Here is a 26,465-nt window from a genome sequence, read left to right as displayed (position 1 = left end):
GCGGCCCTGGAGAGCGCCCGGGAAGCAACTCGCCTGGCGGACGACAACGCCCTGGCGTGGGCCCGCCGGGCCGAACTGGAACTGGCCACGGCAGACGCGGCTGCCGGCGCGGCATCCGCCCGGAAGGCCCTCCTGCTGGCTCCGGAGACACCCCGGGCCCGCAGCCTGGCCGCCTTTGCACGGCTGATGCAAGGAGAAAGCGCAGGCGCCACGGAAGATTTCCAGCAGATCATCAGCGAATCGGATGCGGACCCCCTGGCCCGCTTTGGCCTGGGTCTTGCCCTCATGCGTCAAGGCCAGACCGCCGCCGGGCGCCGGGAAGTGGAGATTGCCGGTCTTCTCGACCCCTCCAATGCCGAGCTGCGCAGCTACCTGGGCCGCGCCTATCTGGAGGAAGACCGGAGCAAGGTCGCGGGCGATCAGTTCGACCTGGCCCGCCGTCTGGACCCGGCCTCTCCCACGCCCTGGTACTTTGAAGCCTTCCGCCAGCTCCGGGAAGGAGAGCCCCTGGCCGCCATCCGCAACGCGGACGAGGCCCTTGCCCGCAACGACAACCGCGCCGTGATCCGTCCGAGCGTACTCATCGACCAGGACCGTGCCGCGCGCAGTGCCAGCCTGGGCGCAGCCTATCAGCAGGTGGGTTTCGTCGGAGCCAGCGAGATCATCGCCCTGCAGGCCCTTCAGGACGACCCCCAGAGTCCGGCAACCCATCGCCTGCTGGCGGACGCGTACGCCGACACCCCCCGCTTCGAGGGCGCCCGCCTCTCCGAGCTCCTCCAGGCCAACCTGCGTCAGCCCATCGGCGCGTGGCCCCTCGCCCCCCAGTTCGTGATGTCGCCCCTGCCCCTCTTCGATGGGCCCCGCGCCGTCACTCCCGAGGAAGCCACCGCGCTCTTCGACCGCAAACCGACCCGGCTGGCGGCGACCCTGGGCGCCGGCAACAACGATACCCGCGCCGGCAGCCTGCTGGCCTCCCATGCCTGGGAACGGGGGCAAGTCTCGTTTGGGACCTTTGATTACCAGAACGCCAGCATCAACGCGCGCATGGCAGAAACCCGGGTGGCAGGCAGCCGCGCCGACCTGAGGCTGGCCCTGACGCCTGCCACCCTGCTGCTGGCGGAGTACCGCCATACGGAAAGAAGCGGGGGGAGTACCAGCCAGGGCCTCTTCGAGAGCGGCCCGTTGAAAACCCTCCAGAATGTCCTGAACGACCTGGGACGGATTGCCCTGCGGCATACCCTCAGTGCCAGCGAGGATCTGGTGCTGGAGGCCAACACCCAGCGCGTTCGCACCAGAGACCAGGACCTGCTCATCACCGACCTCGCACTGGACAGCGCTGGGGACATCCGCACCCGGGGGCTGTCCCTCGCCTACTCCCGCAACACCCCAGGTCACGCCCTGGCCTTGGGAGGCTCGGTTTTCCGGATGACCTACGACGGAAGCGCGACCGCCAGTGGATTCGCGCAGCCCTCGGTCCACACCACATCCGACCGGGACAGCGTGTTCAGCTACGGTCAATGGCGCATCCATCCGGCCCTCACCCTGCATGGGGGAGCCGAATACGCACGGCTGGCACTCCCCGAAAGCACCCACAGCGAACGGATCAACAGCAAACTGGGCATCGTGGCCACCCCCAGGGAAGGGACGACACTCCGGGGCGCTTTCTTCCAGGGCACCTCCGGTTCGAAGTTCGACCGGGAAAGCCTGGCGCCCACCCAGTTTGCCGGGTTCAATCAGGTCTTTGACGATATGGCCGGCAGCCGCTGGCGCCGGGCTGCCGTGGCCGTGGATCAGCGCTTCGCTGGCGGTATCCGTGCCGGCCTGGAACTCTCGGAGCGCAGGCTGTCCTCCCTCCTGGGTCCTCAGCTGGCCCCCTGGCATGAAAGCCTGCACCGGGCTCATATCTCCATTCCCGTAGGAGATCGTTTTGCCCTGAGCGCCGAGTGGCGCCGGGAAACCTTCCGTTATGAAGGTTCGGAAGTTCTCTCGAACAATCCCCATACCCTGCGCACCGATCTGCTGCCCCTGCGGCTGTGGAGCAGGCTGGGCAGCGTGGATACGCTCCTGGAGCACTGGGTTGTACGCCAGAACGGCAAGCAGACCTCCCAGAGCTCCGATCCCATGACCGGCCCCTTCACCACCGAAGCCAGCGCCCGTTCAACCTTCACGGTCACCAACCTGCGCGCTTCACGCCCCCTGTCAGGCAAGCATCTCAGTGCCACCCTGGGCATCTACAACCTGTTCGACCAGCAAGTCGTCATGCATAATGCCGACCGCGCTGGAGACCCCCGCCCCCCCCTGTTCTACCCGCGGCGGACAGTACTGCTCCAGGCATCCCTGCGTTTCTAACACCGTTTATCCAGGAGCCCCAAGTGAAACTACTGCCTGCCGCCACCTTGCTGATCCTGCTGGCCTCCGCGCTGCCGGCCCAGGCCGGGAGTCTTTCCAGTCACACCAAAGGGCAACTGGCACCGTCCGACATTGCCGGTGCCCTCATCCTCGGCAAGAACGGCGAACTCATCACCCTCGACAGCTCGGGAAAAACCACCGGCGGCTGTGTCATCGGCGGCAACAAGGCCCACAGCCTTCCCCCCTGCCCGGAACAGCAGGAAGGCGCCCAGACCCGCCAGAGCACCCGAGAAACAGGCGTACCGTGCACGGGCTATACCTACGTCGTGATCAACGGCGTGTGGGTCAAGGTCTGGACACCCGCCGGCTGCACGCCGCCGTAACCCCCGCCTGATGAAGGGGGCTCCCCGTGCGCCGCCATGGCGCAGCGGGGCAGCCGCCCGCCGCCAGTCAGCGCTGGATGAGCGCCGGTCTGAGCTTGAGCGTGACCGCAATCCGCTCCGCAAAGGATCTGGCATCCGGAACCGAGGGGAAAGGTCCCAGGTGGAGGCGGTACTTGCCGTCGGCCGCCAGAACCGAGATGGACTCCTGCAGACCCTTGAGTTCATGCTCAACAAAACTCTTGAAGGTCTCGGCGTTACCCAGCGACCCAAAGGTACCCAATTGCAGGAAGACCTGGTGCTCGGCACGGGGCAGCGATGGAACCGCCGACACAAGCGCTCCACCGTTCCCGGCTGCACCAGCGAGGGGCGCTAGCGCACGGCGTGTCTCTGCGGGGGCCGGCGGGGTGGTGGTAGCAAGCACGACCGGCGCAGCCGGTGTGGCCTGAGCCGGCGGCATCGTACGGGCGGGCACCTGAGCCAGAGCCACCGGGGGAGTGGAGCGCGCACGACGCACGGGCGGCACCTTGCGCCCCTCCACCACGGAAACACCTTCAGGCAGGATCAGGGCCAGTTCCACCTGAGCGTGTCCCTTTTCCGCGTAGCCCAGTTTGTGGGCCGCTGCATAGGAGAGATCAATAATCCGGCCCGGATGGAAGGGGCCCCGGTCATTGATGCGCACCACCGCAGAACGCCCATTAGCCAGGTTGGTGACCCGGACGTAACTGGGAATGGGCAGTGTCGGATGGGCTGCGGTCATGGCGTACATGTCGAAGCCTTCACCGCTGGAGGTGCGCTTGCCGTGAAAAGCCTTGCCATACCAGCTGGCCGCGCCCTTTTCCCGGAAGCTGCTGCCGCTATTGCCCAGGGCCACACCACTCCCGAGGGAGTAGTCTTCCTTTTCATAGCGGGGAGCCTCCAGGAGATCACTGGCATCGGCAGCGTCCTCGTCCTGGCGGTCGAAGCGGAACGGACTGGCCAGGACCCGCGCCGGATCCGCCGACCGGAGACCCGTCCGGGCGAACGGCAGAAGCTGGCCGTCAGCAGCCTCTGCAAGGGATACCGGCGGCGTACTGGCACAGGCCGCCAGCAGGAGGGCACTACACAGGGGCGCCAGCCGAAAGGCCGCGCGACGAAGGGTCGCTACAGGGGGCATATGCTTTCCTGCTCGGGCGCGCGCGGCAAGCGCGCGCAGGTTCAGGTTCCTACCCGGCGCCGGTGGCGCTGGATGCTCATGAGCATTCCAACCCCCAGACACAGGGTAACGAGAGCAGTGCCACCGTAACTGACAAAGGGCAGCGGAACCCCGACAACGGGGAGAATTCCGCTCACCATCCCCATGTTCACAAACGCATAAGTAAAGAAGATCAGCGTCAGGGCGCCTGCCAGAAGGCGCGAGAACAGGGTCGGGGCACCTGCGGCAATAAAAAGGCCGCGTAAAATCAATAGGATGTAGAGTACTACAACAAGCAGGGCGCCCGCCAGCCCAAATTCCTCAGTCATCACCGCGAAGATGAAGTCGGTGTGGCGCTCGGGCAGGAAGTCCAGATGGGTCTGGGTGCCGGCCCCCCAGCCCTTGCCGGTCATCCCCCCGGAGCCGATGGCTATGGTGGACTGGATGATGTGAAAGCCCTTGCCAAGGGGATCGGAGGTGGGATCCAGCAGGGTGCACACCCGATGTTTCTGATATTCCCGCAGGCCCGGCCATTCAACCCCTGGCTTGCAAATGATGTCGCCGGTGGCCACGATGGAGCCGATACCGACAACACCGACGATCGCTACCGGCAGGATCAGCTTCCAGCTCAAGCCAGCAAAAAACAGCACGAAGAAACCGGATGCCGCGACCAGGATGGAAGTCCCCAGGTCCGGCTGCTTGGCGATCATCAGCACCGGCACGGCCAGCAAGGCACCGGCAATCAGGAAATCACGACCGCGGATCATCCCCTCCCGGGTCTGGAAGTACCAGGCCAGGGTCAGAGGCATGGCGATTTTCATCAGTTCGGAGGGCTGGATGCGGGTCACCCCGATATGCAGCCAGCGCTGGGCACCCTTGGAAATCTCGCCAAACAAGGCGACCGCCACCAGCAGCAGCAGCCCAAGGCCATACAGCGGCAAGGCAATGCTCATCATTCGCTGGGGCGGAATCTTGGCCGCGATCCACATGGAGGTAAAGGCAATGGAGGTGTTTACCGCCACCAACGGCAGACGCTCGGGCGACGCGCTGACCATCACGATGCCCGCATAGCCTGCGAGGGCCAGCATCAGCAGCAGCAGGGGGCCATCCATCGGCGCAAGCAGGTAGCGCAGCCAGGTGCGGGGATCGAGACGGGGGCTCAATGCGCATGCTCCTCATCGTCGGCAGACTCGACCCCGGCCGGATCCTCCGGCGCAATGCCGGCAGGCACCTTCCCGAGGAGATAATAATCCAGGGCCTGACGGGCAATCGGCGCTGCGGACTGGGCGCCGAAACCACCGTTTTCCACCAGCACGGCCAGGGCTATCTTCGGCTTGTCGGCGGGTGCGAAAGCGATGAACCAGGAATGATCCCGCAAACGCTCCGCCAGCCGGCCCTCAACGTACTTGGCTCCCTTGAGGGAGAAGACCTGGGCCGTACCCGTCTTGCCGCCCACCTCATAGGGTGCCCCGGCAAAGGCCCGCGCCCCCGTACCCGCCTTGTTCACCCCCACCATGGCCCGCTTGATGAGGTCAATGTGAGCCTGCTTGAGGGGAATAGTCCGCAAGGGCTGAGGCTCGATGGTGCGCCTCGCGCCCGTTTTGGCATCCACCACGTAGCGGGCCAGGTGGGGACGATACAGCACACCATCATTGACCAGAGCCCCCAGCGCCGAGGCTACCTGCAGCGGGGTGTAGGCGTTGTACCCCTGACCAATGCCCACGGAGATGGTCTCGCCGCCAAACCACTTCTGCTGCTCAGGCCGCTTGAAACGCTGCTTCTTCCACTCCGGCGAGGGCAGCACGCCCGTCGCCTCACCAGGCAGATCGATGCCGGAACGCTGGCCAAAGCCAAAGGGGCGCAGGAAGTTGGCGATGGCATCGATCCCCATGTCGTTGGCCAGCACGTAATAGAAGGTGTTGCAGGACACGACGATGGACTTGTAGATGTCCACGCTCCCGTGTCCGCCCACCTTGTCATCCATGAAACGGTGGCCCCCGTAATTGAAATAGCCCGGATCCCCCATCACGTAACCGGGCGTCCGCTTACCGGTGGTGAGCGCACCCAGAGCCATGAACGGCTTGAAGGTGGAGCCCGGCGGATAAGCACTGTAAATCGCCCGGTTAAGGAGCGGCTTGTCGGGGTTGGTATTGAGCTGATCCCAGTCGGGAGGTGCAATCCCATCCACGAACAGGTTGGGGTCAAAGGTGGGCGTGGACACCATCGCCAGTACGCCCCCGGTGGCAGGTTCGATCGCCACCAGGGCCCCACGCCGGTTGCCAAAGGCCTTCTCGACAATTTCCTGAAGCTTCAGATCCAGAGTCAGCACCACGTTATTGCCGGGTACCGCCGGCGTTCGACGCAGCAGGCGGACCGCCCGGCCGCCCGAGTCCACCTCGACCTCCTCGAAGCCGGTAAGCCCGTGGAGGGCTGTCTCGTAGCTTTTTTCCAGACCGGATTTGCCGATATGGTCCGTCCCCCGATAGTTGGCCGCCTCGTCGCTTTCCTCGATACGAGCCAGATCCTTGTCGTTGATCCGCCCGATATAACCGATCACATGGGAGGCAAAGCTGCCCATCGGATAATCGCGGAACAGTCGGGCCTTGAGCTCGACCCCCGGAAAACGATAACGCTGGGCGATGAAACGAGCCACCTCCTCGTCCGACAGACGGTTGCGGATGGGCAGGGATTCGAAACTTTTGGACTCATCCATCAATTTCTTCAGGCGTCGCCGGTCCTTGGGCTGGATATCCACCAGCTGCGACAGTGCCTCAATCGTCGCATCCAGGTCAGCCACCTTGGACGGGGTGATCTCCAGGGTATAGGCCGAGTAGTTGCGGGCCAGTACCGTACCATTGCGGTCCGTGATCAAGCCCCGGTTGGGCACGATGGGCACCAGGGAGATACGGTTATCCTCGGCCCGGGTGGAGTAGTAATCGTAGCGCACGACCTGAAGGTAAAAAAAACGCGCCACCAACAGCCCGAAACAGACGAACACCACCACCCCGGCCACCGCCAGCCGGGCACGAAAGCGGGCCAGATCCTGTTCAGGGGTACGGACGGCAGTCATGGACTAGATCGGCCTGTTCTCATCCCGATCCACCGGCCGGTGCTGGGGCAACAGCAGCACGTAATGGAGGGGAATCCACAGCAAGGCAGCAACGAAACTGCCAAAGAACATCCACCAGCCGGGGAACTCGGCCCCCGCCAGCAAACGGACAACCACCATCATCGCCTGGGACAGGAACAGCAGGGGCAGCACGTGCAGCGCCTGCTCCACCGGAGTGAACCACAACACCCGCCGGGACAGTTCGTTAGCCGCATAAGCCAGCAGCACGTAGGCAAAGGCATGCTGACCCAACGCGGCCCCTACCCCGATATCGGTCATCAGACCAAAGACAAAACCCGCCCCGATGCCGATCTTGAGGGGCTCCCGGACACACCAGAAAGCCAGCACGAGGGCCACGAAATCGGGCACCGCCGGCAGATGCCCCGTGGGAATGTAATTGAGGAACAGGGCAGCGAAGAGGGTCAGGTACACGAACCACATCTTGACCGGCAGCAGGATGCGGCTCGAACGGTTGGTCGGCTGCATGGCCTACTCCTTCGCGGCCCGGGCCTTGCGCCCCTTGCCCTTGTTGATGACGACCGGCTCCGGTGGCCGGGGCGGCAGAGCTTCACGGTTACCCAGCACCAGAACGTGGGTAAAACTCTCCACCCCGGCAGCCGGCAGGCAGGGAATGCGGGCAAAGGTCTGGGCCTGATCACGTTCCACCCGGGCCACCGTCGCCACCGGCAAACCGGGCAGGAAAAGGCCATCAAGACCGGACGTGACCACCTTGTCGCCAGGCTGCACATCGGCGTTCGCGGCCAGGTAGCGCAACTCCATCAGGCCGTCTCCCGACCCGAACAGCACCGCCCGGAGGCCGCTGCGGACCAGCAGCACCGGAATCGCCTGGTCCTTGTCGGTCAGCAGGGTCAGCTCTGACTGCATGGGGAAGACCCGGGTGATCTGGCCGATCACACCGGCATCATCCACCACCGCCTGCCCCGGCTCGATGCCGGCCTGGGCGCCCTTGTCGAGGACCACCTTGCGGGAGAAAGGATCCTTCGCGGTGTACATGATCTCGGCCACGATGGACCTGACCTGCTGGCGCGGCCGGGATTCCAGCAGGGCACGCAGGCGGGCATTCTCCTGCTCCACCTGCTCCAGCCGCAACATGCGTTCCGCACCTTCCAACTGCATCGCCTTGAGATCCTTGTTCTCGATCTGCAAGCGGACCAGGGAGGCAAAGTAGTTGGAGGCATTACGGACGAAATCCGCTGGTGTGGCCGCTGCCATCTGCAAGGGATAAGCCAGCACTGACAAGCCCTGGCGAAAGGCTTCCAGATAGCGCAGATTGATATCGCTGATCAGGATGCTCAGGGACAGCACCAGAAAAAAGGCGAGCTTCACTCGTGGCGCCGGGCCACGCTTGAAGAAGGGGGGAGGTGAATGACCGACCATCGGGCGTTTCGCTCAGCTCGTCTGACCAACAGCAACACCCGGACAGAGCCCGGGTAGAGGGTGCCGTCGGACCGAGACGCACAGGACGCTCACCGCCGGCACCGGGCCGCTCGACCGGATCTTTATTCGCTGGTGAAGATGGAGCCGAGCTGATCCATCTTTTCAAGGGCCATCCCGGAACCACGTACAACGCAGGTGAGCGGGTCTTCGGCAACGATGACCGGCAGACCGGTCTCTTCCATGAGGAGCCGGTCCAGATCACGCAGCAGCGCACCGCCGCCGGTCAGGACCATGCCCCGCTCGGCAATGTCGGCGCCCAGCTCGGGGGGGGTCTGCTCCAGACCAATCTTGACCGCAGAAACGATCTGATTGAGGGGTTCGGTCAGAGCCTCGAGGATCTCGTTGGAGGAAATGGTGAACGCCCGCGGGATACCCTCCGCCAGATTACGGCCCTTGACTTCCATTTCCTGCACTTCGGAACCCGGAAAGGCCGAACCGATACCCTTCTTGATGGCTTCGGCGGTGGTTTCGCCGATCAGCATGCCGTAGTTGCGACGGATGTAATTGACGATGGATTCGTCGAACTTGTCCCCACCCACGCGGATGGAACCGGCATACACCATGCCGCCCAGGGAGATCACCCCCACCTCGGTGGTGCCGCCACCAATATCGACGACCATGGAGCCGGTGGCGTCGGCCACCGGCATGCCGGCGCCGATGGCCGCCGCCATCGGCTCTTCAATCAGGTAGACATTGCTGGCACCGGCACCGAGCGCAGATTCGCGGATCGCCCGGCGCTCCACCTGGGTCGAACCACAGGGCACGCAGATAATGATGCGCGGACTGGGTGAAAACAGGCGGGTGTCATGCACCTTCTTGATGAACTGCTTGAGCATCTGCTCGGTGACCGTGAAGTCGGCAATCACCCCGTCCTTCATGGGACGGATGGCAGTGATGTTGCCGGGAGTCTTGCCCAGCATCTGCTTGGCGGACATCCCGACCGAGAGGATGGTTTTCTTGGCATTGGGACCACCTTCGGTGCGGATGGCAACAACAGACGGTTCGTCGAGGACGATTCCCTTGCCGCGAACGTAGATCAGGGTGTTGGCGGTGCCGAGATCGATCGCGAGATCGTTCGAAAAATAGGAGCGCAAGGAACCAAACATCGGAGAAAAATCCCGGAAAAACCGTTGAAAAGAAGGTGGGAATTGGGGCAACAGAATCGCTTATGATAACCTACAAACCTTTGTCGTTTAAGCAACTTTGTAAAAAGCCATGTCCCTCTCCCTCGACGAAGTGCGCCACATCGCCAAGCTCGCCCGGATCGAACTCGCCGACGGCGAGGCCGAAGCCACCCAGTCCAAACTGAACGGAATTTTCGGCCTCATCGAGGAAATGCAGGCCGTGAACACCGACGGGGTCGAGCCCATGAGCCATCCTCAGGAGCTGGCCCAGCGTCTGCGCGAGGATGCCGTCACCGAGAGCAACCGCCGCAATACCTTCCAGAACGTTGCCCCCCAGACCGAAGCGGGCCTCTACCTGGTTCCCAAGGTCATCGAATAAGCCGCTCCCGCACACTCCCGGCGCCAGCCCGACCGGCGCCTGCACCGCACTCAAACGCACGCACATGATCGACTCCAGCCTCAAGGACATCGCCGCGGCCCTCCGTGACCGGAAGGTCTCCGCCGTCGAACTCGCCACCGAAAGCCTGGCCCGCATCGAGGCCCGCAATCCGAAGGTCAACGCCTTCGTCACGGTGGATCGGGAAGGCGCCCTGACCGCGGCCCGCGCCGCCGACCAACGCATCGCCGCCGGCACCGCTGGCCCGCTCACCGGCATTCCCCTGGCCCACAAGGACGTGTTCTGCACCGAAGGCGTGCGGACTACCTGCGGCTCGAAAATGCTCGCCAACTTCGTCAGCCCCTACGACGCCCACGTGGTCACCCTGCTCAGACAGGCCGGCGCAGTAATGGTCGGCAAGACCAACATGGACGAGTTCGCCATGGGCTCCTCCAACGAAAACTCCCACTTCGGGCCGACCCGCAACCCGTGGCACACCGACACCGTACCCGGCGGATCCTCCGGCGGCTCGGCGGCGGCCGTCGCGGCACGCCTGGTACCCATCGCCACCGGCACCGACACGGGCGGATCCATCCGGCAACCCGCCTCCCTGTGCGGCATCACCGGCATTAAACCGACCTACGGCACCGTGTCCCGCTACGGCATGATCGCCTACGCTTCCTCCCTGGACCAGGGCGGCGCCTTCGGCTACAGCGCCGAGGACTGCGCCCTGCTGCTGTCGGCCATGAGCGGCCACGACCCCCGCGACTCCACCAGCCTCGAGCGCGATACCGAGGATTACAGCGCAGCCCTCGACAAGCCCCTGGCCGGGCTGCGCGTGGGCCTGCCCACGGAATTCTTCGCCGCAGGCATGTCCGATGACGTGCGCGCCGCCGTGGATGCGGCCATCGCCGAATACCGCAAGCTGGGCGCCACCACCGTGGAAGTGAGCCTGCCCAACGCCCGCCTGGCGATCCCCGCCTATTACGTGATCGCCCCGGCAGAGGCCAGCTCCAACCTGAGCCGCTTCGACGGCGTGCGCTATGGTCACCGGGCTGCAGACTACAGCGATCTCAACGACATGTACTGCAAGAGCCGGGCCCAGGGCTTCGGTGACGAAGTCAAGCGCCGCATCCTGGTAGGCACCTACGTGCTCTCTCACGGCTACTACGACGCCTACTACATCAAGGCCCAGAAGCTCCGCCGCCTGATCGCCAACGATTTCCAGGCGGCCTTCCAGAAGTGCGACGTGATCGCCAGCCCAGTGAGCCCCAGCGTGGCTTTCGGCATCGGCGAGAAGAGCGGCGACCCGGTTCAGATGTATCTTTCCGACATCTACACCATCGCTGTCAACCTGGCGGGCCTGCCCGCCCTGTCTCACCCCGCCGGCTTCGGCAGCGGTGATCTGCCAGTGGGCCTGCAGCTGATTGGAAATTACTTCGGAGAGGCCCGCCTGCTCAACGCGGCCCACCAGTTCCAGCAGGTCACCGACTGGCATGCACGGGTACCTGCCGGTTTCTGAGGTAGCCATGACCCTCCTGCGCACAGCCCTGCCCCTGGTCACAGCCCTGGTCCTGCTGGCCGGCTGCTCCACCACCGAGCATGCCCGTCAGCCGGCACCGCCGGCCGGAGCGCCCCAGGTCGCCAGCCCGGCCGCCGCCAGCGGCTTTCCGGAAAGCACGCGCCGGCTCAAGCCCATGCCCCTGCGCACCTTCACCGTGGCCACCCAGTGCAGTTTCAGGGACGAGACCGGCAACTTCGGCAAGGCGCGGGTGGATGTGGAGAACTCCAAGGTCAAGGCCATGAACATCGAACTTGTGATGCCCAGGCGCGGCTCCTGCCGCTACGATCTGGCCCAGTTCGAGCAGACTCAGGCCCTGCCCTCCATCGAGCTCAAGGGCAAGCGCGACTGCAGGGTCCGCATGTGGGAGCAGGGCGAACAGATCACTGTGGCCTTTGCCGGCTGTCATCACCTGTGCTCCCCCTCCAGCGCCCACGATTACGTGTGGCCCCTGCTGATCGACAAGCCCACGGGCAAATGCGACTGAACACGCACATTAGAGAGCAAACATGAGCAGAACCGACTGGGAAGTCGTCATCGGGCTGGAAGTGCATACCCAGCTCAACACGCGATCCAAGATCTTCTCCGGTGCCAGCACCGCCTTCGGAGCCGAGCCCAACGCCCAGGCCTGCGCCGTGGACATCGCCCTGCCCGGCGTACTGCCGGTACTCAACCGGGGTGCGGTCGAGCGGGCCATCCGCTTCGGCCTGGCCATCGGCGCCGCAGTGGCACCGAAGAGTGTCTTCGCCCGCAAGAACTATTTCTACCCGGATCTCCCCAAGGGCTACCAGATCAGCCAGTACGAACTGCCTGTGGTGGTGGGTGGCCAGATCACCCTGATGGTGCCGGACGGCAAGGGTGGCCATTATGAAAAGGTGGTCAACCTGACCCGCGCCCACCTGGAAGAAGATGCCGGAAAGAGCCTGCACGAAGACTTCCACGGGATGACTGGGATCGACCTCAACCGGGCCGGCACGCCACTCCTGGAAATCGTCTCCGAACCCGAGATGCGCTCATCAAGCGAAGCTGTGGCTTATGCCAAGGCCCTGCACGCCCTGGTCCGCTGGATCGACATCTGCGACGGCAACATGCAGGAGGGCTCCTTCCGCTGTGACGCCAACGTCTCCGTGCGCCCCCGCGGTCAGACCGGGTTCGGCACCCGCCGCGAGATCAAGAACCTCAACAGCTTCCGCTTCCTGCAGCAGGCCATCGACTACGAGGCTCAGTGGCAGATCGAGCTGATCGAAGACGGCGGCACGGTCCAGCAGGCTACCGTACTGTTCGATCCGGACAGCGGCGAAACCCGCGCCATGCGCAGCAAGGAAGACGCCCACGACTATCGTTACTTCCCCGATCCCGACCTGCTGCCGCTGGTGATCGACGCGGACTGGATCGCGCGGGTAAAGGGCGAGATGCCGGAACTGCCTGGCGCCCTGTCAGCCCGCTTCCAAAGCGAACACGGCCTGTCGGCCTACGACGCTGCCACCCTTACCGCCAGCCGCGAAGTCGCCCAGTTCTACCTGGACGCCGTCGCCGCTGCCGGTGTGGCCAATGCCAAGACCTGCGCCAACTGGGTGATGGGCGAACTCGCCGCGCGCCTCAACAAGGCTGAGCTGGACATCGGCACCAGCCCGGTGAGCGCCGCGCAACTGGCCGGCCTGGTGGCCCGCATCGCCGACAACACCATTTCCAACGCCATCGCCAAGAAGATTTTCGAGGCCCTGTGGAACAAGGAGGGGGAGTCGGCGGACGCTATCATCGAAGCCCAGGGCCTCAAGCAGGTCACCGACACGGGCGCCATCGAGGCGATCATCGACGAGGTCCTGGCCGCCAACCAGAAATCGGTGGATGAATACCGGGCCGGCAAGGAAAAGGCCTTCAACGCCCTCGTCGGCCAGTGCATGAAGGCCTCCAGGGGCAAGGCCAACCCGGCCCAGGTAAATGAGTTGCTGAAGAAAAAACTGGGCTGACAGCCCTGCCGCCCGGACTGACGCCCCGCCGCCTGCTCGACCCGAGAAGTGGCAGGGCGCAGAATCTCAGGGTTGGCCCATTGTTGTTTCGCAAACCCACCCGATACGCGTGCACTCCTCCGTCAGCCAGGCATGCAGTTCGCCATAATTGGCGTCTCCCCCACCGCCGAATCCCCGCTCCCTGCGCGCTTCGGAAAAGACCAATCCGGTCTGCGTACTGCGAGTGACGCTGAAACTTGGCGGCGGAATGCCGACGACAGTCTCTTTGGCAAGCTCCTGAACACGCACCGCGTGTGACTGCGCATCGATGCGCACGCACACCCGGTGTGCTACACGCCGGCTTCCAAACAGCCATGTACTGTTGATGGTGGTTTTTTTCGCCGTCAGGAGACCCCCCGCAACCTCAACCGTCCAGCCCTCCGCCCGGAGTTTGTCGATCAGGCGCTGAGCAAGATCAGGCATGGAGATCGGGAAGGTTTGCAGGGGTCAAATCAAAACACCCAGGACAAACCCAGATAGGCGTTATCCCGCCTGAAGCTCTGACTGCCAAATTGGTGCTGACCTGCCAGCACGAGATCGATCTGCGCCGTCACAGCCAGCTGCATGCCCGCAGAAATCCTTCCATATCGCTCCAGCGCTGAATCGCGCAGCGGGGTCACCACCTGGACATCCGGCTCCATGGCAAAACGGGACGAAACATGATCCCGGCTGTCAATCCCCTTGTCATGAACCCACTCGAGCTTGACATGCGAGCGCAAGGCCCTGCCGGAAGAAAGCTTGCCATCAAGATGCCACGCGGCACCCAGTGACCCCAGCAAGCGGCGACGGTCTTCCTTCGTTACCTGCTGAGCCAGCAGCACGTTGCCCTGCTCGTTGTAGGCATCACTCGTGGCTCGAGTGTAGGTGACCGACACGAACGGCCCCCAGCGCACCTGCTCGGCTTGCAGGAAGTAACTCCCCTGCACGCGCCCGGTATAAGCCTGGCCCTGGTTATCGGAACTCACCCGCATCGCGTCGGCAAAGCGCCGGGCATTGAAGTCAAAACGCCCCCAACTCAGCATCCAGTCCAGTTGATATGGACCACGGGCATGAGTCCCGAAACCGGCAAGCTGATAAGCCCGGGTCGCCACCGAACCCATGTCCTGGTGCAGGCCTGCATCAGCATCGGATACATTCAGCGCCACCCCCAGCCGGGTCTGAGGCGTCAGTGCGTACCGCACCCCCACGGTCAACCCGCGCGTGTGCTGTCGATAACCCAAGGCACCCAGCACGTCGTCCCGGCGCGATTTGCCGTAATTGAGCATGACGAAACCCGGCCCCGCTCCCGTGCCCTGCGGGGCAAAGCGGTCGATATCCTGTTGCTGAGCCAGACCGGAAATGAACTGCATCGCCACATCCTCGGCCATCCGTACCTGGCCACGCGAGAGCTCCGGCGCATGGATAAAGTTGTGCGCTACCGTTTTTGCCTGGGCCAAATCAAGACTGGCCCAGGCCGCATCGACACGATCCCAATCGGCAGGATTGGCGGAAGTCTGGAACGTGAACAGCGCATTGGTCGCGCCATCGCCAGTCTGTTTGGTATTGATGCTCTGGGTATCGGTCGCGGTCTGCCCGACCTGAGCGATCAGTCCACGATTGAAGCGACCTTGCTGGTAAAGATCGCTGTATTTGACGTTCTGTTCCGAGGCAGAGCCCAGCTGCACCGAGGCAGCCCGGTTGTAATAGCCCGCCTGATCGATCCAGGAGTCGGACTGCGCGCCCCGCTCGACAGCCGCTGCGGCATTCTGCAAGGTGCTGGCATTACCCTGAAACACGGTCACGGGTGATGACGCAGCCTGAAACGCCCCGCCATTCAGACTCACTTCCGAGTCCGCCCATGCCCCCGGTACACAACACACCGAGGCAATCGCAATTGCATGTTGCAGCCTGATCTTAGAGGACACCTTCACCACTCCTGCGATGAACATCTCGAAGGGCTGACAGCAGCAAGGCCACCGAGATGCATCAACAGGGATGATCTTGCCTGATCAGTCATGCCGGGAACATGAACCTTCGAGATGCCCTGTAACCTGACTCAATACCGTGCCACTACCCGGGTAATCAACGCTGAATGCGGCGCTTTGCGCGTTCTTCCAGGTCGTCGACCGATGGCACAGGGCGAAAACGTTTTCTGGCTGCAGCCTCCATGTCATCCACGGAGTCGTACTCCACATCGGTGCACTCACGGTTCGTGGCACCGGGCCCTGCCTTCTTCCCGGGCTGCGGCCCACAGTCTTCCTGCATCATGTCGGGAGCGGCAGTGGCTCGACTCCGTCTTGAACTCACATCCCGGCCTGCAGGGGGCGCACCCTTCGGGCTGCTGCTCTGAATGGTGACGTCGGTGCTCTTACCCGTGCGGGTGATGATTTTCTGACTCGTTGGGGTGCGCTCGACGGTACTCCGTGTCGGCGCGTCTCCATCGGTCTGGCGGACCACCGTCCTGGAGCTGCCTTGCTGATAAATGGCGGTCTCAGCACAGCCCACACTGCTGAACGCAAGCAGGCCGAGCAACAGCACTACGGAAGGACGGTGCGAAACAGGATTGGACGGCATAAATATCATCATCCACTATAAATGGCAGGCTCGCCATGGCGCAGCGCGTTTTGACTTACCTCTGGCCATGGGGAGGAGGGGCGCGGCGTTTTGGCCCTTCATAACCCATTTGCTCAACCGCGTTGTCGTTGCGCTGCCCCTTCTGGTAAGTCTCTGCCGTATTGGATTGACCCGCCTGAATGGTGCGACTCAGGTTTTCCTTGCAGTTCTGGTTCACCCGAGCCGTGTTGCTTTGATCGGCTTGCACGTTAGCCTCAATGCAGGGGCGGTTGCTGTTGTCGCGCGGCACCTGGGCATTGGCTGCCGACACTGACAACACGGAAAGCAACGTGACAATAAGTGCTTGGTATTTCACGGGAGGTCCTCCACAAAAGAATCAGGAGCTGGCGCTTGGCGGCAAACTCCTGATCCTGCACAAGAAATCAGGACAATGGCTGATTAACGCTGACGCCGGGCACCCTGATCGGTTGCGTTGTCGTTATAGCCACCACCCGTCTGGCCCGTCGCGTTGGTGTTGATTTCCCCTCGCTGGCGAGTCCGGTTCAGGTTGTCACCCCCGCGCTGGACCGTCACGTTATCGTTGTCGCGGCCTTTTTGCTTGGTGGCGTTGGTATTGACCTGCCCTTCCTGGATGGTCGTGTTGGTGTTGACCTGCGCCAGCACGGGCATGGAGAGACCTGCCAGCAGGATCGAGACAACAGCGGCTTTGGAAAGATTTTTCATAATGGAACCCCTCTTAAAAAGTTTCTTGTCAGAATGCAGAATGCCGGGCTTTTCAACGAGACTTGTTCACTCACCGAATTCAATCTGAACACCTTGCCAGAGAAGCCTGCACATGCAAATCCTGCGTATGTCATGGACCTGAAAGGGCTGCGCGCCCTAGTGTAGCGAATAGTGCAACCGGACAAACATCTTGAACGGATTGGTCGGAGGTGCACGGCTCCACTGTAAGAAGCCCACCCTTGCCCGTCAACGACAAAAGTCACGAAACCGGCTTTTATTTGCATGCGTCATCGCCTCGGGGGGAGCGGGATGCGCCTTACCCGGCAACTCTGTCTTTATCGCCAGCCCAGGCCAATGGGAGTGGCCCTCAAACCGGACCATCGGGAACCGTTGCCGCACCGGCCAGCACGGATTCACGCGGTGAAATAAGGCAGCAGGGCCTTGGCCGCGTCGATCCGGTATTCGGCACTGGCGGATGGATCGTTCATCACCGCCAGCAAAAAGCTTTTCGGGTCCGCGAATCCGCCTCCCACCCCCAGAGTGAAATGGGTGCTCCCCTCGGACTGGGAGACCGCGGGGACGGACATCATCACCGTCGCTACCGGCCCGGCCAGCGCCGAGACCATCGCGCCTCCAGGTTCCAGCAGCTGCATGGCGCGGGCAAACTCTGCTGGCTGGAGGGTCCGGAACCCGGCCAGCAGATCCGCCTGCTTGTCGGGATTGGGTGCCATCTCAAGCCAGGCACCGTCCCCAAACATGCTGCCCATGGTGGGGTCGATGAAGGCCGTCCAGCGCTCCAGCTGCCCTTCCCGGGCCGGCGCCAATGGCACACGACAGGGTCCGACGGACTCCGGCAGCAATTTCACCCGCGATTCAGCCACATCAGGCAGATAACGTCGCCGCAGGGCCTCCAGAAAGCGCCGAGCCAGAGCCCTCGGCAAGGGGTCCGCCAGGGCAAACCACACCCGGAAACCGGCCCCCCCCGCCAGGGAAACCACCGGCGCGGGCAGCTCGAGTTCGCTCTGAACACCCTGCCACACTTCTGCTACCGGCGGCCAGCCCGCCCCCGGTGCCACCTCAAGCACCAGGGTCCACACCCGGTCATCCGGGCCGGTCAGCTCCACCAGCCCTCCCCCTTCCGGCCACGGATCGGGCAGATCCTGGCCAGGTCGACCGAAAAGGCGTTGCAGTTGGGCAGTCAGACTATTCATGGTGGTTTTCCTTGGTGAATACGTGCGGGGAGGAGTGCGTTCTCCCTGGAGGGCAGACCGCCCAAAACATGCCCAAGATGGCGGCAACCCTGGCCAATTGCAAGGGTCCGGAGCCGTGCAGCGGAACACCCGGCGGCATCGCACATCCAAGTCCATGGCCTGACCCCGACCTTTCCCCTTCCGCCCATGACACGACTGCCGCTGCTCCTGCTCCTGACCCTCTCCGCCTGCGCCCGTCCCAACCCCTATTTCAACCCGGACCGGGCTCACCACCGCCCCGATGGTTTTGCCAACAACGAACAGGCCACGGCGGCCAGCCGTACCCCGTGGTATGAGGGGCTGTGGCGCCGGACCCGGGGGGACTTCCAGCCCCTCAGGGAACCGGCAGGCGGCTACCCGGCCTTCGCCGCCCACTGGACCACCCCCGTGGACACGGCCCTCATCGCCCGGCGCCACGACGCACCGGTCATTACCTGGCTGGGCCACTCGGGCGCCCTGCTCCAGGTGGGCGGTCAGAACATCCTGATCGACCCGCAACTGGGAGAGTTCGCCGGCCCCAGCAGCGCCCTCTCCGCCCGGCGCCGGGTAGCGCCGCCTCTCAAGGCTGCCGACCTGCCCCCCATCGACCTGGTACTGATTTCGCACAACCACTACGATCATCTGGATGAAGCCACCGTCACCCAGTTGGCGGCCCTGCAAAACCCCCGCTGGATCGTCCCCCTGGGCGTCAAGGCCTGGTTCGACGAGCGCAACATCGGCCAGGTTGAAGAAATCGACTGGTGGGACAGCCGCAGCGCCGGCCCCCTGACCGTCCGCCTCACCCCGGCCCAGCACTGGAGCAAGCGCACCCCCTTTGACACCAACGCCAGCCTGTGGGGCGGCTTTCTGGTGGAATGGCCAACAGGAGCGGGCACCCCCTGGCGCTTTCTTTACACCGGGGACACCGGCTATTCGGGCGACTTCAAGGAGATCCGCCGCCGCCACGGCCCCATGGACTTCGTGATGATTCCCGTAGGGGCCTACGAACCCCGGGATTTCATGCGCACCCAGCACATCAACCCGGACGATGCCGTCCAAATCCTCCTGGACCTGGATGCCAAGCGGGGTTTTGGCGTGCACTGGGGCACCTTCGAGCTGACCCAGGAAGCCTTCGACCAGCCCCCCCGGGATCTCGCCACAGCCCTCGCCCGGCGGACCCGACCCCCGGAATGGATCTGGCTGCTGAAACACGGTGAGAGCCGGGCCGTGGAATGATGGGGGCGCAGCGAGTCCTTGCGGGTGGGCCCTTTGCCATCCCCTCCCCGCCCGTCTAGAATCCGTTCCGGTTGCTGCGAACTCAACAACACGCCTGCATCCTCCCTTCGCTCCGCAGCCGCGAGCACAAGAACGCTGTCAGGACTTTTCCAGTCTGCCCTCCCGCAGGACCCGGGTGTTTATCCACTGATCCAATGCCCCGCTCATCCTTTCTTCTTCGACAGCTGTCATTCCTCACCCGCCTGGCGCTGTTCCTGCCCGGCGCCGCCGGCGCTACGTCCCTGCAGCCCGACGACGTGGCCCTGCTGGCCGGCACCTGCTTCAACTGCCACGGCACCAACGGCCGCTCAACCACCGCCATTCCGGGCCTGCACGGACAACCGGAAGCCCGGCTGCGGACCCGCATGCAGGATTTCCGCGCCGGCAGCACCGCCGGCACCACGGTCATGACGCGCCTGATGAAGGGCTATGACGAGGTCCAGATCGATGCCCTGGCCCGCTGGTTTGCCCAGGCTGGAGACCGGCCATGACGCCATTTTCCCGCCGACACTTCCTCAGCGCCCTGGCCGCCGGCAGCGCGACCCTGGGCTGTCCAGCCCTCGTGCGGGCGGATGGTGCAGCTGGCCGGGTCGTCGTCGTGGGTGGAGGCTTCGGTGGCGCCACCGCCGCCCGCTACCTCAAACGGCTCGCCCCGCACCTTCAGGTCACCCTGGTGGAGCCGGCACAGCGCTTTCACACCTGCCCCTTCTCCAACCTGTACCTGGCTGGCCTGCGCAGCTGGGACAGCATTGGCCACGGCTACGACGGGCTGCGCGTCGCGGGCGTGGAGGTGATCCATGCCATGGCCGACGACGTGGACAGCGCCCGCCGGACGGTTCGCCTGTCCACCGGCCAGTCCCTGGCCTGGGATCGCCTGGTGCTCTCCCCTGGCGTGGACATGCGCTGGAACGCCCTGGAAGGCTATGACGAAGCCGCCGCCACGCTGGCCCCCCATGCCTGGAAAGCTGGCCCGCAAACCCAGCTGCTGCGCCGGCAGATGGAAGCCATGGGCGATGGCGGCACCTTCGTGATGACCATCCCCGACAATCCCTTCCGCTGCCCCCCCGGCCCCTACGAACGGGCGGCCATGGTGGCCCACTACTTCTCCCGGCACAAACCCCGGGCCAAGATCCTGCTGCTTGACGCCAAGGACAACTTCTCCAAAAAGGCCCTGTTCCTGCAGGGCTGGAAGGCCCGCTACGGCGACATGATCGAATGGATCGGGCTCTCCGACGACGGCCAGGTGACCCGGGTGGACGCCGGCCAGCGAGAGGTCCTGACGGCCTTCGGCCAGAAACACCGGGCCGACGTGCTCAACGTGATTCCTCCCCAGAAAGCCGGGGTCATCGCTGAGCGGGCCGGGATTGTAGACGCCAGCGGCTGGGTACCGGTCAAGGCTGAAAGCTTCGAATCCCGCCAGGTGGCTGGCATTTACGCCCTGGGGGACGCCACCCTGGCTGCGCCCATGCCCAAGTCCGCCTTTGCCGCCAACACCCAGGCCAAGGTGGCCGCCGCAGCCATCGTCGCAGAACTTACCGGCAAAGCAGCCCCGGTGCCCGCCTACGCCAACACCTGCTACAGCCTGATTGGCCCCGGCTACGGTATTTCGGTGGCCGGGGTGTACCAGGCAGAAGCCGGCCGGATCGTGGAGGTGCCCGGCTCCGGCGGGGTCAGCCCCCTCGACGGCAGCCCGGACTTCCGCGCTGCCGAAGCACGCTACGGTGACAGCTGGTACGCTGCCATGACCGCCGACATCTGGGGACAGCCCGGATGAGCGCCCTGCTGGGTGCCGGCCTGCTGCTGGGTTCCGCCTTCGGTGCCACCGCCCGGGCCGGTGAATTCTGCCTGCTGCGCGGCCTGCGCCAGGCCCGCGCCGGCCAGGAAGGCGCGCCCGCCCTGCGCGCCTGGGCCCTGGCCCTCGCCACTGCCCTGGCCGCCACCCAGGGCCTGGCTCTGCTGGAGCAGATCGACCCCAGCCAAGCTCAGGTGGTCCGCAGGGATTTCTCCCCCCTGGCCCTGACCCTGGGCGGGCTGCTGTTCGGTCTCGGCATGGTCCTCTCCCGCTGCTGCGGCGCACGGGCACTGGTGCTGCTGGGTGGCGGCAACCTGCGCGCCCTGATCACCCTGCTGAGCCTGGCCCTCACCGCCCAGGCCGCCCTCACCGGGGCCCTCGCCCCCCTACGCCAGGCACTCCAGAGCGTCGGAGCACTCCAGCTGGAACACGGCACCCTGCCCGCCTGGCTGCTGGCCAGCGGCCTCCCATCGGGGCCTGCCCTGGCGACAGCCACACTCCTCCCCCTGCTGCTTCTGCTGGCCTACGCCCTCGGCGGCGGCCATCTCCTGCGCCAGGCACCGCGACAGGCCCTGGGCGCACTCGTGATCGGCCTGCTGGCCGGAGCCGGCTGGTGGATCACCGCCCACGTGGAAGTAGACCCCTTCGAACCGGCCCCGCTCACCTCCCTCAGCTACATCGGCCCCCTGGCCGAGAGCCTGCTGTTCCTGCAACTGGCCGTGGGACGCGACGCCAGCCTCGGCCCAGCGGTGGTGCTCGGGACCCTGGCTGGCGCCGGTGTCGTGGCCCTGGCCAGCGGCCGCTTCCGCCTGGAAGGCTTCGATACCCCCCGGCGCCTGCTCGCCAGCCTGGCCGGCGGCGCACTCATGGGCCTGGGCGGCGTCCTCGCCGTAGGCTGCAGCATCGGGCAGGGCCTGTCGGGCCTGTCCACCCTCGCTTTCTCCAGCCTGCCGGCCTGCGCCGGCATGCTCCTTGGAATCCACCTGGGCCTGCAGGCCCAACCCCCCCATTCCCCTCAGGAGGGCACCTCATGAACCGTCGCGACTTTCTGCTCACCCCCCCCGCCATGGCCCTGGGCATGGCCGGCGCACCCCTGGCGGCCATGGCTGGCCCGGCCATCCTCACCCGCGAGAGCCGCATCCTGCCCCGCGAAGGCAAGGGCCCGCGAGTGGTCATCTGCGGCGGCGGATGGGGTGGCATGACCGCTGCCCGTTACCTGCGTCAGCTCATCCCCAACGCCGAAGTGATTCTGCTCGAGCGCAATCCCACCTTCTGGTCCGGGCCCATGAGCAACAAGTGGCTGATCGACGTGGTGAGCACCGATTTCGTCCATCACGACGCCCAGCACCCGGCTAACGTCTACGGCTACACCCGCCTGCAGACCGAGGTGATCGGCTTCGAGCGGGAGCGCCGCCTGGTGCGCACCGCCCACGGCCTCATCGACTACGACTTCCTGATCCTCTCCGGCGGCATCCGCAACGCCTACGACGCCTGGTTCGGTAACGACCAGAAGGCCATCGACCACACCCGCAACCACTACCCCTCGGCCTACATCCCCAACGCCGAGATGCTGGCCCTCAAGCAGAAGGTAAAGAACTTCAAGGGCGGCACCCTGGTCATGACACTGCCGCCTCCGCCTCACCGCTGCCCGCCCTCCCCCTACGAGCGGGCCTGCCTGATCGCCTGGCACATCAAGAAGAACAAGATCCCCGGCAAGATCCTGATCCTCGACCCCAAGCCCAAGGTGGCGCCCATCAGCATGGGCTACCAGACCGCGTTCCGCGAGCTTTACCCGGACATCATCACCCACATACCCAACGCCGGGGTCCAGGAAGTCGATCCCTTCAACAAGCGCATCAAGACCCTGGCCGGCGAATTCAAGTTTGACGACGCCATCCTGATGCCCCCCCACCAGGCCGCCGAGATGGTCTGGCAGGCCGGCCTGATCGGCAAGACGCCCGATGGCAAGCCCACCGGCTGGGCCGACATGGACCCACGCTTCTTCCACGCCCGCAGCGACGACCGGGTGTACTTTGTGGGAGACCTGATGGGGCACATCTCCAGCCAGTTCGGCCACTATCCCAAGAGCGCCCATGTGGCCAACTACATCGGTCGGATCGTCGCCCGGAACATCGCCGAACGCGTCGCGGGCAAGGAGGTCATTGCCCGCCTGCCGGACAACCTGTGCTACATGATGGTCAATGCCGACCCCCAGGAGGCCATCTCGGTCAAGTTCGAATACGAAGTGGATGCCGCCTCCGGCAACGTCCACCAGACCCAGATCGACGAGGATGTCCGCACCAACGACCTGGTGAAGGAAGACTTCGTCTGGATCAAGGATAAATTCAGCGACTTCCTCGCCCTCTGACCGCAGGACCCCCCATGCAACGACGTGATTTCGTAAGGTGTAGCATGGCCCTGGGCACGGCCCTGGCCCTGCCCAGGGCCCGGGCCCAGACCAGGACCGCCGTACCGGCCAGCCTGGCCCCCAACCCTGCCGAGTTCAGGAAAGCCATGGCCGACTTCATCGGCAAGGCGAAACCCCTGGAGACCGGCCTCAAGCTCGACCTGCCGGTGCTGGCCGACAACCCCAGCGCCGTGCCGGTACATGTGACGGTAACGCTGCCCCTCAGCGACACCCTGTACTGCAAGGAACTCATCCTGCTGGCGGAGCAGAACCCCTCGCCGCTGGCCTGCCGCTTCCAGTTCACCCCCTACACCGGCACCGCCGAAGCGGCAGCCCGGCTGCGCCTGAGCCAGAGTCAGACCGTCCATGCCCTCGCCCGCCTGAGCGACGGGCGGGTGCTGGCCGCCCGCCAGGCCATCACCGTGGCCGCCAGCGGCTGCGGCATGTAAGGAGAACGCCATGGCAGTCAAACCTCCGCGCGTCTGGGTCTCCAGCGTCAAGCCCGCCCGAGGCGAGGTGGTGCGGGTCCGCGCCCAGATCGAGCACCTGATGGAAAGCGGTCTGCGGGTAGACCCGGCCGGCAACCCACGCCCCCGCAACATCGTCCGCAGCTTTGAAGCCCGACTTGGCCCCCAGCTGATCTTCCGTTGGGAGCCCGGCATCGGTATCGCCCAGAACCCCTACATCGAGTTCACCTTCCTGGCCCGGGAAAGCGGCGAGCTCCTCATGCTGTGGACCGACGAAGCCAACGCCACACAGGAAGCCCGCAAGACCATCACCCTGAGCTGAACGGAGCAGACCCGGCCCGGCAGCCCTACCCATTGACGCCTTTCTGGGTCAGACTCACCGGCTTTGCCATCGGGCTGTCCGATCAGCAACAGCCCTACCCGACAAGGAGATTCACTCATGGCCTACAACGCTCACGGGGCTGCCGAAGAAGACGTTCAGCTCACCGGGCGAATCCTGGTCGTGGATGACGACGCCGTGACCCGGGGACTGCACCGGGCGGTACTGGCCCAGCAGTTCGACGTCCTGACCGCCGAATCCGGGGAGGAGGCCCTTGAGCTGTGCGCTGCACAACTGCCCGACCTGGTGGTACTCGACGTACACATGCCTGGCCTTAACGGCTTTGAAACCTGCCGCCGCCTGCGGCAGTTCACCAGCATTCCGATCCTGTTCGTCACCGCCACCCAAAGCTTCGAGGAAAACCTGGAGGCCTTCGATGCGGGCGGCAACGACCTGATCCTCAAACCCATCAAGCGCAGCCTGTTCCTGCGCAAGGTGGCCGTTGCCATCCGTCACCACCGGGCCCTGCTGTCCCTCGCCGAAGAAAAGAAGGCCCTGGAAAAAATGGCCATGGGCTTCCTGTCCAGCGCCAGCCAGACCGGCGTACTGCTCAACTTCATGCGCGGCAGCGTGATCTGTGAGGACTACCAGGGCGTGGCCGAACAATTACTGAAGGCCACCCAGGACCTGGGTCTGCAGTGCAGCGTACTGATCCATCACCCCGAGGGAGCCACTGCGGTCACCGACCGGGGCGAGCCCTCCCCCCTTGAGCGGTCGATCCTCGAACATGCCAGCGAAATGGGACGGATCTTCCAGTTCAAGCAGCGGCTGGTGGTGAACTACGACCGGGTGTCGGTCATCGTCGCCAACATGCCCGACGAAACCGAAGAGCCCGAACGCGCCGGGATCCTGCGGGACAGCCTGGCCATCCTGGCAGAAACCACCGAAGCCCTGGTCGAAAACGTGGACGCCCGCCAGGAAGGCCGCAAGCGCGCCGAACTGCTGCAGATCGCCCTCAGCGAAGCGGAAAGCGCCCTGGGCTCCCTCGCCGAAAAAAACCGTACCATGCTGATGGACACCCGGCTCCTGCTGCAGGAGCTGGTGGACAGCATCGAAAAGAGCTACGCCTGGCTCAACACCACCCAGACCCAGGAAGCTGCCATCAGCGCCACCATGGACTCGGCCATTCAGCGCATCCTCGTCTGCCTGGCCCGCGGCGGCGACTTCGACACCCACTTCGCCCAGGTCCTGCACGCCCTCAACGCCGGACGCAGCCAGAACACCGTCGAACTGTTCTGACCCCTGGCCGGGCGGGCGGCGAAGGGTCCGGAGCAACTGGGCCCGGAACGGGCAGCGCTGCCCCTTGCATGGATGGCCGCAGCGTTCCATGATGAAGGCTCTTGAACCCCACAGGAGTTTTCCATGGTTCGTCAGATCGCCCTGCTGCTGACCCTGGCCTTCGGCGTCGTTGCCGGCGCCCAGGCCTGCGGCGATACGAGTGCCCGGAAGGGCAAGCCGGACATGAGCAAACCGACCGGCAGCACCCAATCCCAGTCCGCCACCCGGTCCGGTTGATTCCATGAAGGGCGCGTCAGCGCCCTTTTTCACATCTGCCCCATCGTCACAACACACGTACAAAGGAGACAACGATGCCGCACCGAACCCTTCGCGAGGTGATCCAGGGCCAGTCCCTGGTCACCGCCACAGCCACCACCACCGTACGGGCTGCCGCCATTGCCATGGCCGAGCAGAACGTCGGCGCGATCCTGGTGGTGGATGACCAGGGCCTGCTCAGTGGCCTGTTTACCGAGCGGGATGCGCTGAACCGGGTCGTTGCCCGGGGGCTGGATCCGGAGGGCACACCCCTGTCCGCCGTGATGACCCACCAGCTTCAGACCGCAAGCCCCGACAAGCTCCTGGATCACGCCCTGCACCTGATGTACGAGGGTGGCTTCCGTCACGTACCGGTAGTGGATAACGGACGACCGGTGGGCATGGTGTCGGCCCGCAATGCGCTGGGCCTGGAGATCTGCGCCTTCGAACGGGCGCTGGAAGAACGGGATCACATCGCCGAGATCCTGTAAGCCCTCCTCCCTCTCGACCAGGCCCCCGCCCGGGGGCCTGCGCCCCCTGCCCTGCCTGTCCATCCGCGCACAAAGC

General features: G+C 64.7%; 28 protein-coding genes. 16 read left to right on the top strand and 12 right to left on the bottom strand.

The genetic code is table 11. From position 1 onward, the window contains the following. Together PHD22_RS05480 and PHD22_RS05475 are read left to right on the top strand one after the other, a co-directional pair. The coding region (locus PHD22_RS05480) for a TonB-dependent receptor (RefSeq protein ID WP_299863429.1) at positions 1-2,349 on the top strand (2,349 nt) is incomplete at its 5' end. A gap of 23 nt (positions 2,350-2,372) precedes the next feature. Next, on the top strand, positions 2,373-2,732 hold the full coding sequence (locus PHD22_RS05475; RefSeq protein ID WP_299863426.1) for a hypothetical protein: 360 nt from the start codon (positions 2,373-2,375) through the stop codon (positions 2,730-2,732). 67 nt (positions 2,733-2,799) lie between these two features. On the opposite strand, the gene PHD22_RS05470 is transcribed toward PHD22_RS05475, so the two are convergent. The 6 genes from PHD22_RS05470 to PHD22_RS05445 all read right to left on the bottom strand — a co-directional run bounded on the left by PHD22_RS05470 (position 2,800) and on the right by PHD22_RS05445 (position 9,576). Next, entirely contained in the window at positions 2,800-3,885 is a 1,086-nt protein-coding gene (locus PHD22_RS05470; protein WP_299863423.1) for a septal ring lytic transglycosylase RlpA family protein, read from the bottom strand. Between the two features lie 41 nt (positions 3,886-3,926). Next, positions 3,927-5,015 (bottom strand): rod shape-determining protein RodA, encoded by a 1,089-nt coding sequence (gene rodA, locus PHD22_RS05465; protein ID WP_299863435.1) that lies wholly within the window; start codon positions 5,013-5,015, stop codon positions 3,927-3,929. 47 nt (positions 5,016-5,062) lie between these two features. Next, positions 5,063-6,973, bottom strand: coding sequence for a penicillin-binding protein 2 (gene mrdA, locus PHD22_RS05460; protein ID WP_299863421.1), 1,911 nt, complete (start codon positions 6,971-6,973; stop codon positions 5,063-5,065). A gap of 3 nt (positions 6,974-6,976) precedes the next feature. Next, positions 6,977-7,498 (bottom strand): rod shape-determining protein MreD, encoded by a 522-nt coding sequence (mreD, locus tag PHD22_RS05455; protein WP_299863420.1) that lies wholly within the window; start codon positions 7,496-7,498, stop codon positions 6,977-6,979. 3 nt (positions 7,499-7,501) lie between these two features. Beyond that, the gene (gene mreC / locus PHD22_RS05450; protein WP_299863418.1) at positions 7,502-8,410 is read right to left on the bottom strand and encodes a rod shape-determining protein MreC; all 909 of its coding nucleotides are present in this window, start codon (positions 8,408-8,410) and stop codon (positions 7,502-7,504) included. Between the two features lie 122 nt (positions 8,411-8,532). Next, positions 8,533-9,576, bottom strand: a complete 1,044-nt coding sequence (locus PHD22_RS05445; RefSeq protein ID WP_299863416.1) for a rod shape-determining protein — start codon at positions 9,574-9,576, stop codon at positions 8,533-8,535. A 109-nt stretch (positions 9,577-9,685) separates the two neighbouring features. On the opposite strand from PHD22_RS05445, the gene gatC reads away from it, so the two are divergent. The 4 genes from gatC (at position 9,686) to gatB (ending at position 13,501) form a co-directional block, all read left to right on the top strand. Further along, the gene (gene gatC / locus PHD22_RS05440) at positions 9,686-9,973 is read left to right on the top strand and encodes an Asp-tRNA(Asn)/Glu-tRNA(Gln) amidotransferase subunit GatC (RefSeq protein WP_299863414.1); all 288 of its coding nucleotides are present in this window, start codon (positions 9,686-9,688) and stop codon (positions 9,971-9,973) included. Positions 9,974-10,037: 64 nt separating this feature from the next. Continuing rightward, on the top strand, positions 10,038-11,492 hold the full coding sequence (gene gatA, locus PHD22_RS05435; protein WP_299863411.1) for an Asp-tRNA(Asn)/Glu-tRNA(Gln) amidotransferase subunit GatA: 1,455 nt from the start codon (positions 10,038-10,040) through the stop codon (positions 11,490-11,492). Positions 11,493-11,499: 7 nt separating this feature from the next. Further along, on the top strand, positions 11,500-12,018 hold the full coding sequence (locus tag PHD22_RS05430; RefSeq protein WP_299863409.1) for a hypothetical protein: 519 nt from the start codon (positions 11,500-11,502) through the stop codon (positions 12,016-12,018). A gap of 22 nt (positions 12,019-12,040) precedes the next feature. Continuing rightward, on the top strand, positions 12,041-13,501 hold the full coding sequence (gene gatB, locus PHD22_RS05425; RefSeq protein WP_299863406.1) for an Asp-tRNA(Asn)/Glu-tRNA(Gln) amidotransferase subunit GatB: 1,461 nt from the start codon (positions 12,041-12,043) through the stop codon (positions 13,499-13,501). A gap of 66 nt (positions 13,502-13,567) precedes the next feature. Here the strand turns inward: gatB and PHD22_RS05420 are convergent, their stop codons facing one another. The 6 genes from PHD22_RS05420 to PHD22_RS05395 all read right to left on the bottom strand — a co-directional run bounded on the left by PHD22_RS05420 (position 13,568) and on the right by PHD22_RS05395 (position 18,027). Beyond that, positions 13,568-13,963, bottom strand: a complete 396-nt coding sequence (locus PHD22_RS05420) for a hypothetical protein (protein WP_299863403.1) — start codon at positions 13,961-13,963, stop codon at positions 13,568-13,570. 29 nt (positions 13,964-13,992) lie between these two features. Further along, positions 13,993-15,444 (bottom strand): autotransporter outer membrane beta-barrel domain-containing protein, encoded by a 1,452-nt coding sequence (locus PHD22_RS05415; RefSeq protein ID WP_299863400.1) that lies wholly within the window; start codon positions 15,442-15,444, stop codon positions 13,993-13,995. Between the two features lie 157 nt (positions 15,445-15,601). Continuing rightward, positions 15,602-16,093 carry a hypothetical protein gene (locus PHD22_RS05410; protein WP_299863397.1) on the bottom strand — a complete coding sequence of 164 codons (492 nt, stop codon included), beginning with the start codon at positions 16,091-16,093 and terminating at the stop codon, positions 15,602-15,604. A gap of 55 nt (positions 16,094-16,148) precedes the next feature. Continuing rightward, entirely contained in the window at positions 16,149-16,448 is a 300-nt protein-coding gene (locus PHD22_RS05405; protein WP_299863394.1) for a hypothetical protein, read from the bottom strand. 83 nt (positions 16,449-16,531) lie between these two features. After that, complete coding sequence (locus PHD22_RS05400; protein WP_299863391.1) at positions 16,532-16,816, bottom strand: hypothetical protein; 285 nt, start codon at positions 16,814-16,816, stop codon at positions 16,532-16,534. Positions 16,817-17,229: 413 nt separating this feature from the next. Then, positions 17,230-18,027 carry a hypothetical protein gene (locus PHD22_RS05395; protein ID WP_299863388.1) on the bottom strand — a complete coding sequence of 266 codons (798 nt, stop codon included), beginning with the start codon at positions 18,025-18,027 and terminating at the stop codon, positions 17,230-17,232. 186 nt (positions 18,028-18,213) lie between these two features. On the opposite strand from PHD22_RS05395, the gene PHD22_RS05390 reads away from it, so the two are divergent. The 10 genes from PHD22_RS05390 (at position 18,214) to PHD22_RS05345 (ending at position 26,389) form a co-directional block, all read left to right on the top strand. Further along, positions 18,214-19,281, top strand: coding sequence for an MBL fold metallo-hydrolase (locus PHD22_RS05390; RefSeq protein WP_299863385.1), 1,068 nt, complete (start codon positions 18,214-18,216; stop codon positions 19,279-19,281). Positions 19,282-19,475: 194 nt separating this feature from the next. Continuing rightward, positions 19,476-19,811 (top strand): c-type cytochrome, encoded by a 336-nt coding sequence (locus PHD22_RS05385; protein WP_299863382.1) that lies wholly within the window; start codon positions 19,476-19,478, stop codon positions 19,809-19,811. Then, complete coding sequence (locus PHD22_RS05380) at positions 19,808-21,094, top strand: NAD(P)/FAD-dependent oxidoreductase (protein WP_299863380.1); 1,287 nt, start codon at positions 19,808-19,810, stop codon at positions 21,092-21,094. Before PHD22_RS05385 ends, PHD22_RS05380 begins: the two co-directional genes overlap by 4 nt. Next, positions 21,091-22,146 (top strand): YeeE/YedE thiosulfate transporter family protein, encoded by a 1,056-nt coding sequence (locus tag PHD22_RS05375; RefSeq protein ID WP_299863377.1) that lies wholly within the window; start codon positions 21,091-21,093, stop codon positions 22,144-22,146. The genes PHD22_RS05380 and PHD22_RS05375 overlap by 4 nt, the downstream gene beginning before the upstream one ends. Then, on the top strand, positions 22,143-23,480 hold the full coding sequence (locus tag PHD22_RS05370) for an FAD/NAD(P)-binding oxidoreductase (protein WP_299863374.1): 1,338 nt from the start codon (positions 22,143-22,145) through the stop codon (positions 23,478-23,480). Before PHD22_RS05375 ends, PHD22_RS05370 begins: the two co-directional genes overlap by 4 nt. A gap of 14 nt (positions 23,481-23,494) precedes the next feature. Next, positions 23,495-23,968, top strand: a complete 474-nt coding sequence (locus PHD22_RS05365; protein ID WP_299863371.1) for a thiosulfate oxidation carrier protein SoxY — start codon at positions 23,495-23,497, stop codon at positions 23,966-23,968. Positions 23,969-23,978: 10 nt separating this feature from the next. Beyond that, entirely contained in the window at positions 23,979-24,308 is a 330-nt protein-coding gene (locus tag PHD22_RS05360; RefSeq protein WP_299863368.1) for a thiosulfate oxidation carrier complex protein SoxZ, read from the top strand. Positions 24,309-24,425: 117 nt separating this feature from the next. Beyond that, the gene (locus tag PHD22_RS05355) at positions 24,426-25,604 is read left to right on the top strand and encodes a response regulator (protein ID WP_299863365.1); all 1,179 of its coding nucleotides are present in this window, start codon (positions 24,426-24,428) and stop codon (positions 25,602-25,604) included. 123 nt (positions 25,605-25,727) lie between these two features. Further along, entirely contained in the window at positions 25,728-25,880 is a 153-nt protein-coding gene (locus PHD22_RS05350) for a hypothetical protein (protein WP_299863362.1), read from the top strand. A 74-nt stretch (positions 25,881-25,954) separates the two neighbouring features. After that, positions 25,955-26,389 carry a CBS domain-containing protein gene (locus PHD22_RS05345; protein ID WP_299863359.1) on the top strand — a complete coding sequence of 145 codons (435 nt, stop codon included), beginning with the start codon at positions 25,955-25,957 and terminating at the stop codon, positions 26,387-26,389. Positions 26,390-26,465 lie beyond the last annotated feature (76 nt).

This window comes from Zoogloea sp., from assembly GCF_028693495.1.
Classification (GTDB): Bacteria; Pseudomonadota; Gammaproteobacteria; order Burkholderiales; family Rhodocyclaceae; genus Zoogloea.
This window is presented reverse-complemented; position numbering and strand designations above follow the sequence as displayed.

Excerpts from the sequence above, each read along its gene's own strand:
- mrdA (WP_299863421.1), bottom strand. The coding sequence starts at position 6,973 with ATGACTGCCGTCCGTACCCCTGAACAGGATCTGGCCCGCTTTCGTGCC.
- PHD22_RS05470 (WP_299863423.1), bottom strand. The coding sequence starts at position 3,885 with ATGCCCCCTGTAGCGACCCTTCGTCGCGCGGCCTTTCGGCTGGCGCCC.
- PHD22_RS05365 (WP_299863371.1), top strand. The coding sequence starts at position 23,495 with ATGCAACGACGTGATTTCGTAAGGTGTAGCATGGCCCTGGGCACGGCC.
- PHD22_RS05385 (WP_299863382.1), top strand. The coding sequence starts at position 19,476 with ATGCCCCGCTCATCCTTTCTTCTTCGACAGCTGTCATTCCTCACCCGC.
- gatB (WP_299863406.1), top strand. The coding sequence starts at position 12,041 with ATGAGCAGAACCGACTGGGAAGTCGTCATCGGGCTGGAAGTGCATACC.
- PHD22_RS05410 (WP_299863397.1), bottom strand. The coding sequence starts at position 16,093 with ATGCCGTCCAATCCTGTTTCGCACCGTCCTTCCGTAGTGCTGTTGCTC.
- gatC (WP_299863414.1), top strand. The coding sequence starts at position 9,686 with ATGTCCCTCTCCCTCGACGAAGTGCGCCACATCGCCAAGCTCGCCCGG.
- PHD22_RS05360 (WP_299863368.1), top strand. The coding sequence starts at position 23,979 with ATGGCAGTCAAACCTCCGCGCGTCTGGGTCTCCAGCGTCAAGCCCGCC.
- PHD22_RS05355 (WP_299863365.1), top strand. The coding sequence starts at position 24,426 with ATGGCCTACAACGCTCACGGGGCTGCCGAAGAAGACGTTCAGCTCACC.
- PHD22_RS05350 (WP_299863362.1), top strand. The coding sequence starts at position 25,728 with ATGGTTCGTCAGATCGCCCTGCTGCTGACCCTGGCCTTCGGCGTCGTT.
- PHD22_RS05445 (WP_299863416.1), bottom strand. The coding sequence starts at position 9,576 with ATGTTTGGTTCCTTGCGCTCCTATTTTTCGAACGATCTCGCGATCGAT.
- mreC (WP_299863418.1), bottom strand. The coding sequence starts at position 8,410 with ATGGTCGGTCATTCACCTCCCCCCTTCTTCAAGCGTGGCCCGGCGCCA.
- PHD22_RS05380 (WP_299863380.1), top strand. The coding sequence starts at position 19,808 with ATGACGCCATTTTCCCGCCGACACTTCCTCAGCGCCCTGGCCGCCGGC.
- PHD22_RS05400 (WP_299863391.1), bottom strand. The coding sequence starts at position 16,816 with ATGAAAAATCTTTCCAAAGCCGCTGTTGTCTCGATCCTGCTGGCAGGT.
- PHD22_RS05375 (WP_299863377.1), top strand. The coding sequence starts at position 21,091 with ATGAGCGCCCTGCTGGGTGCCGGCCTGCTGCTGGGTTCCGCCTTCGGT.
- PHD22_RS05395 (WP_299863388.1), bottom strand. The coding sequence starts at position 18,027 with ATGAATAGTCTGACTGCCCAACTGCAACGCCTTTTCGGTCGACCTGGC.
- mreD (WP_299863420.1), bottom strand. The coding sequence starts at position 7,498 with ATGCAGCCGACCAACCGTTCGAGCCGCATCCTGCTGCCGGTCAAGATG.
- PHD22_RS05420 (WP_299863403.1), bottom strand. The coding sequence starts at position 13,963 with ATGCCTGATCTTGCTCAGCGCCTGATCGACAAACTCCGGGCGGAGGGC.
- PHD22_RS05430 (WP_299863409.1), top strand. The coding sequence starts at position 11,500 with ATGACCCTCCTGCGCACAGCCCTGCCCCTGGTCACAGCCCTGGTCCTG.
- gatA (WP_299863411.1), top strand. The coding sequence starts at position 10,038 with ATGATCGACTCCAGCCTCAAGGACATCGCCGCGGCCCTCCGTGACCGG.
- PHD22_RS05370 (WP_299863374.1), top strand. The coding sequence starts at position 22,143 with ATGAACCGTCGCGACTTTCTGCTCACCCCCCCCGCCATGGCCCTGGGC.
- rodA (WP_299863435.1), bottom strand. The coding sequence starts at position 5,015 with ATGGATGGCCCCCTGCTGCTGCTGATGCTGGCCCTCGCAGGCTATGCG.
- PHD22_RS05390 (WP_299863385.1), top strand. The coding sequence starts at position 18,214 with ATGACACGACTGCCGCTGCTCCTGCTCCTGACCCTCTCCGCCTGCGCC.
- PHD22_RS05345 (WP_299863359.1), top strand. The coding sequence starts at position 25,955 with ATGCCGCACCGAACCCTTCGCGAGGTGATCCAGGGCCAGTCCCTGGTC.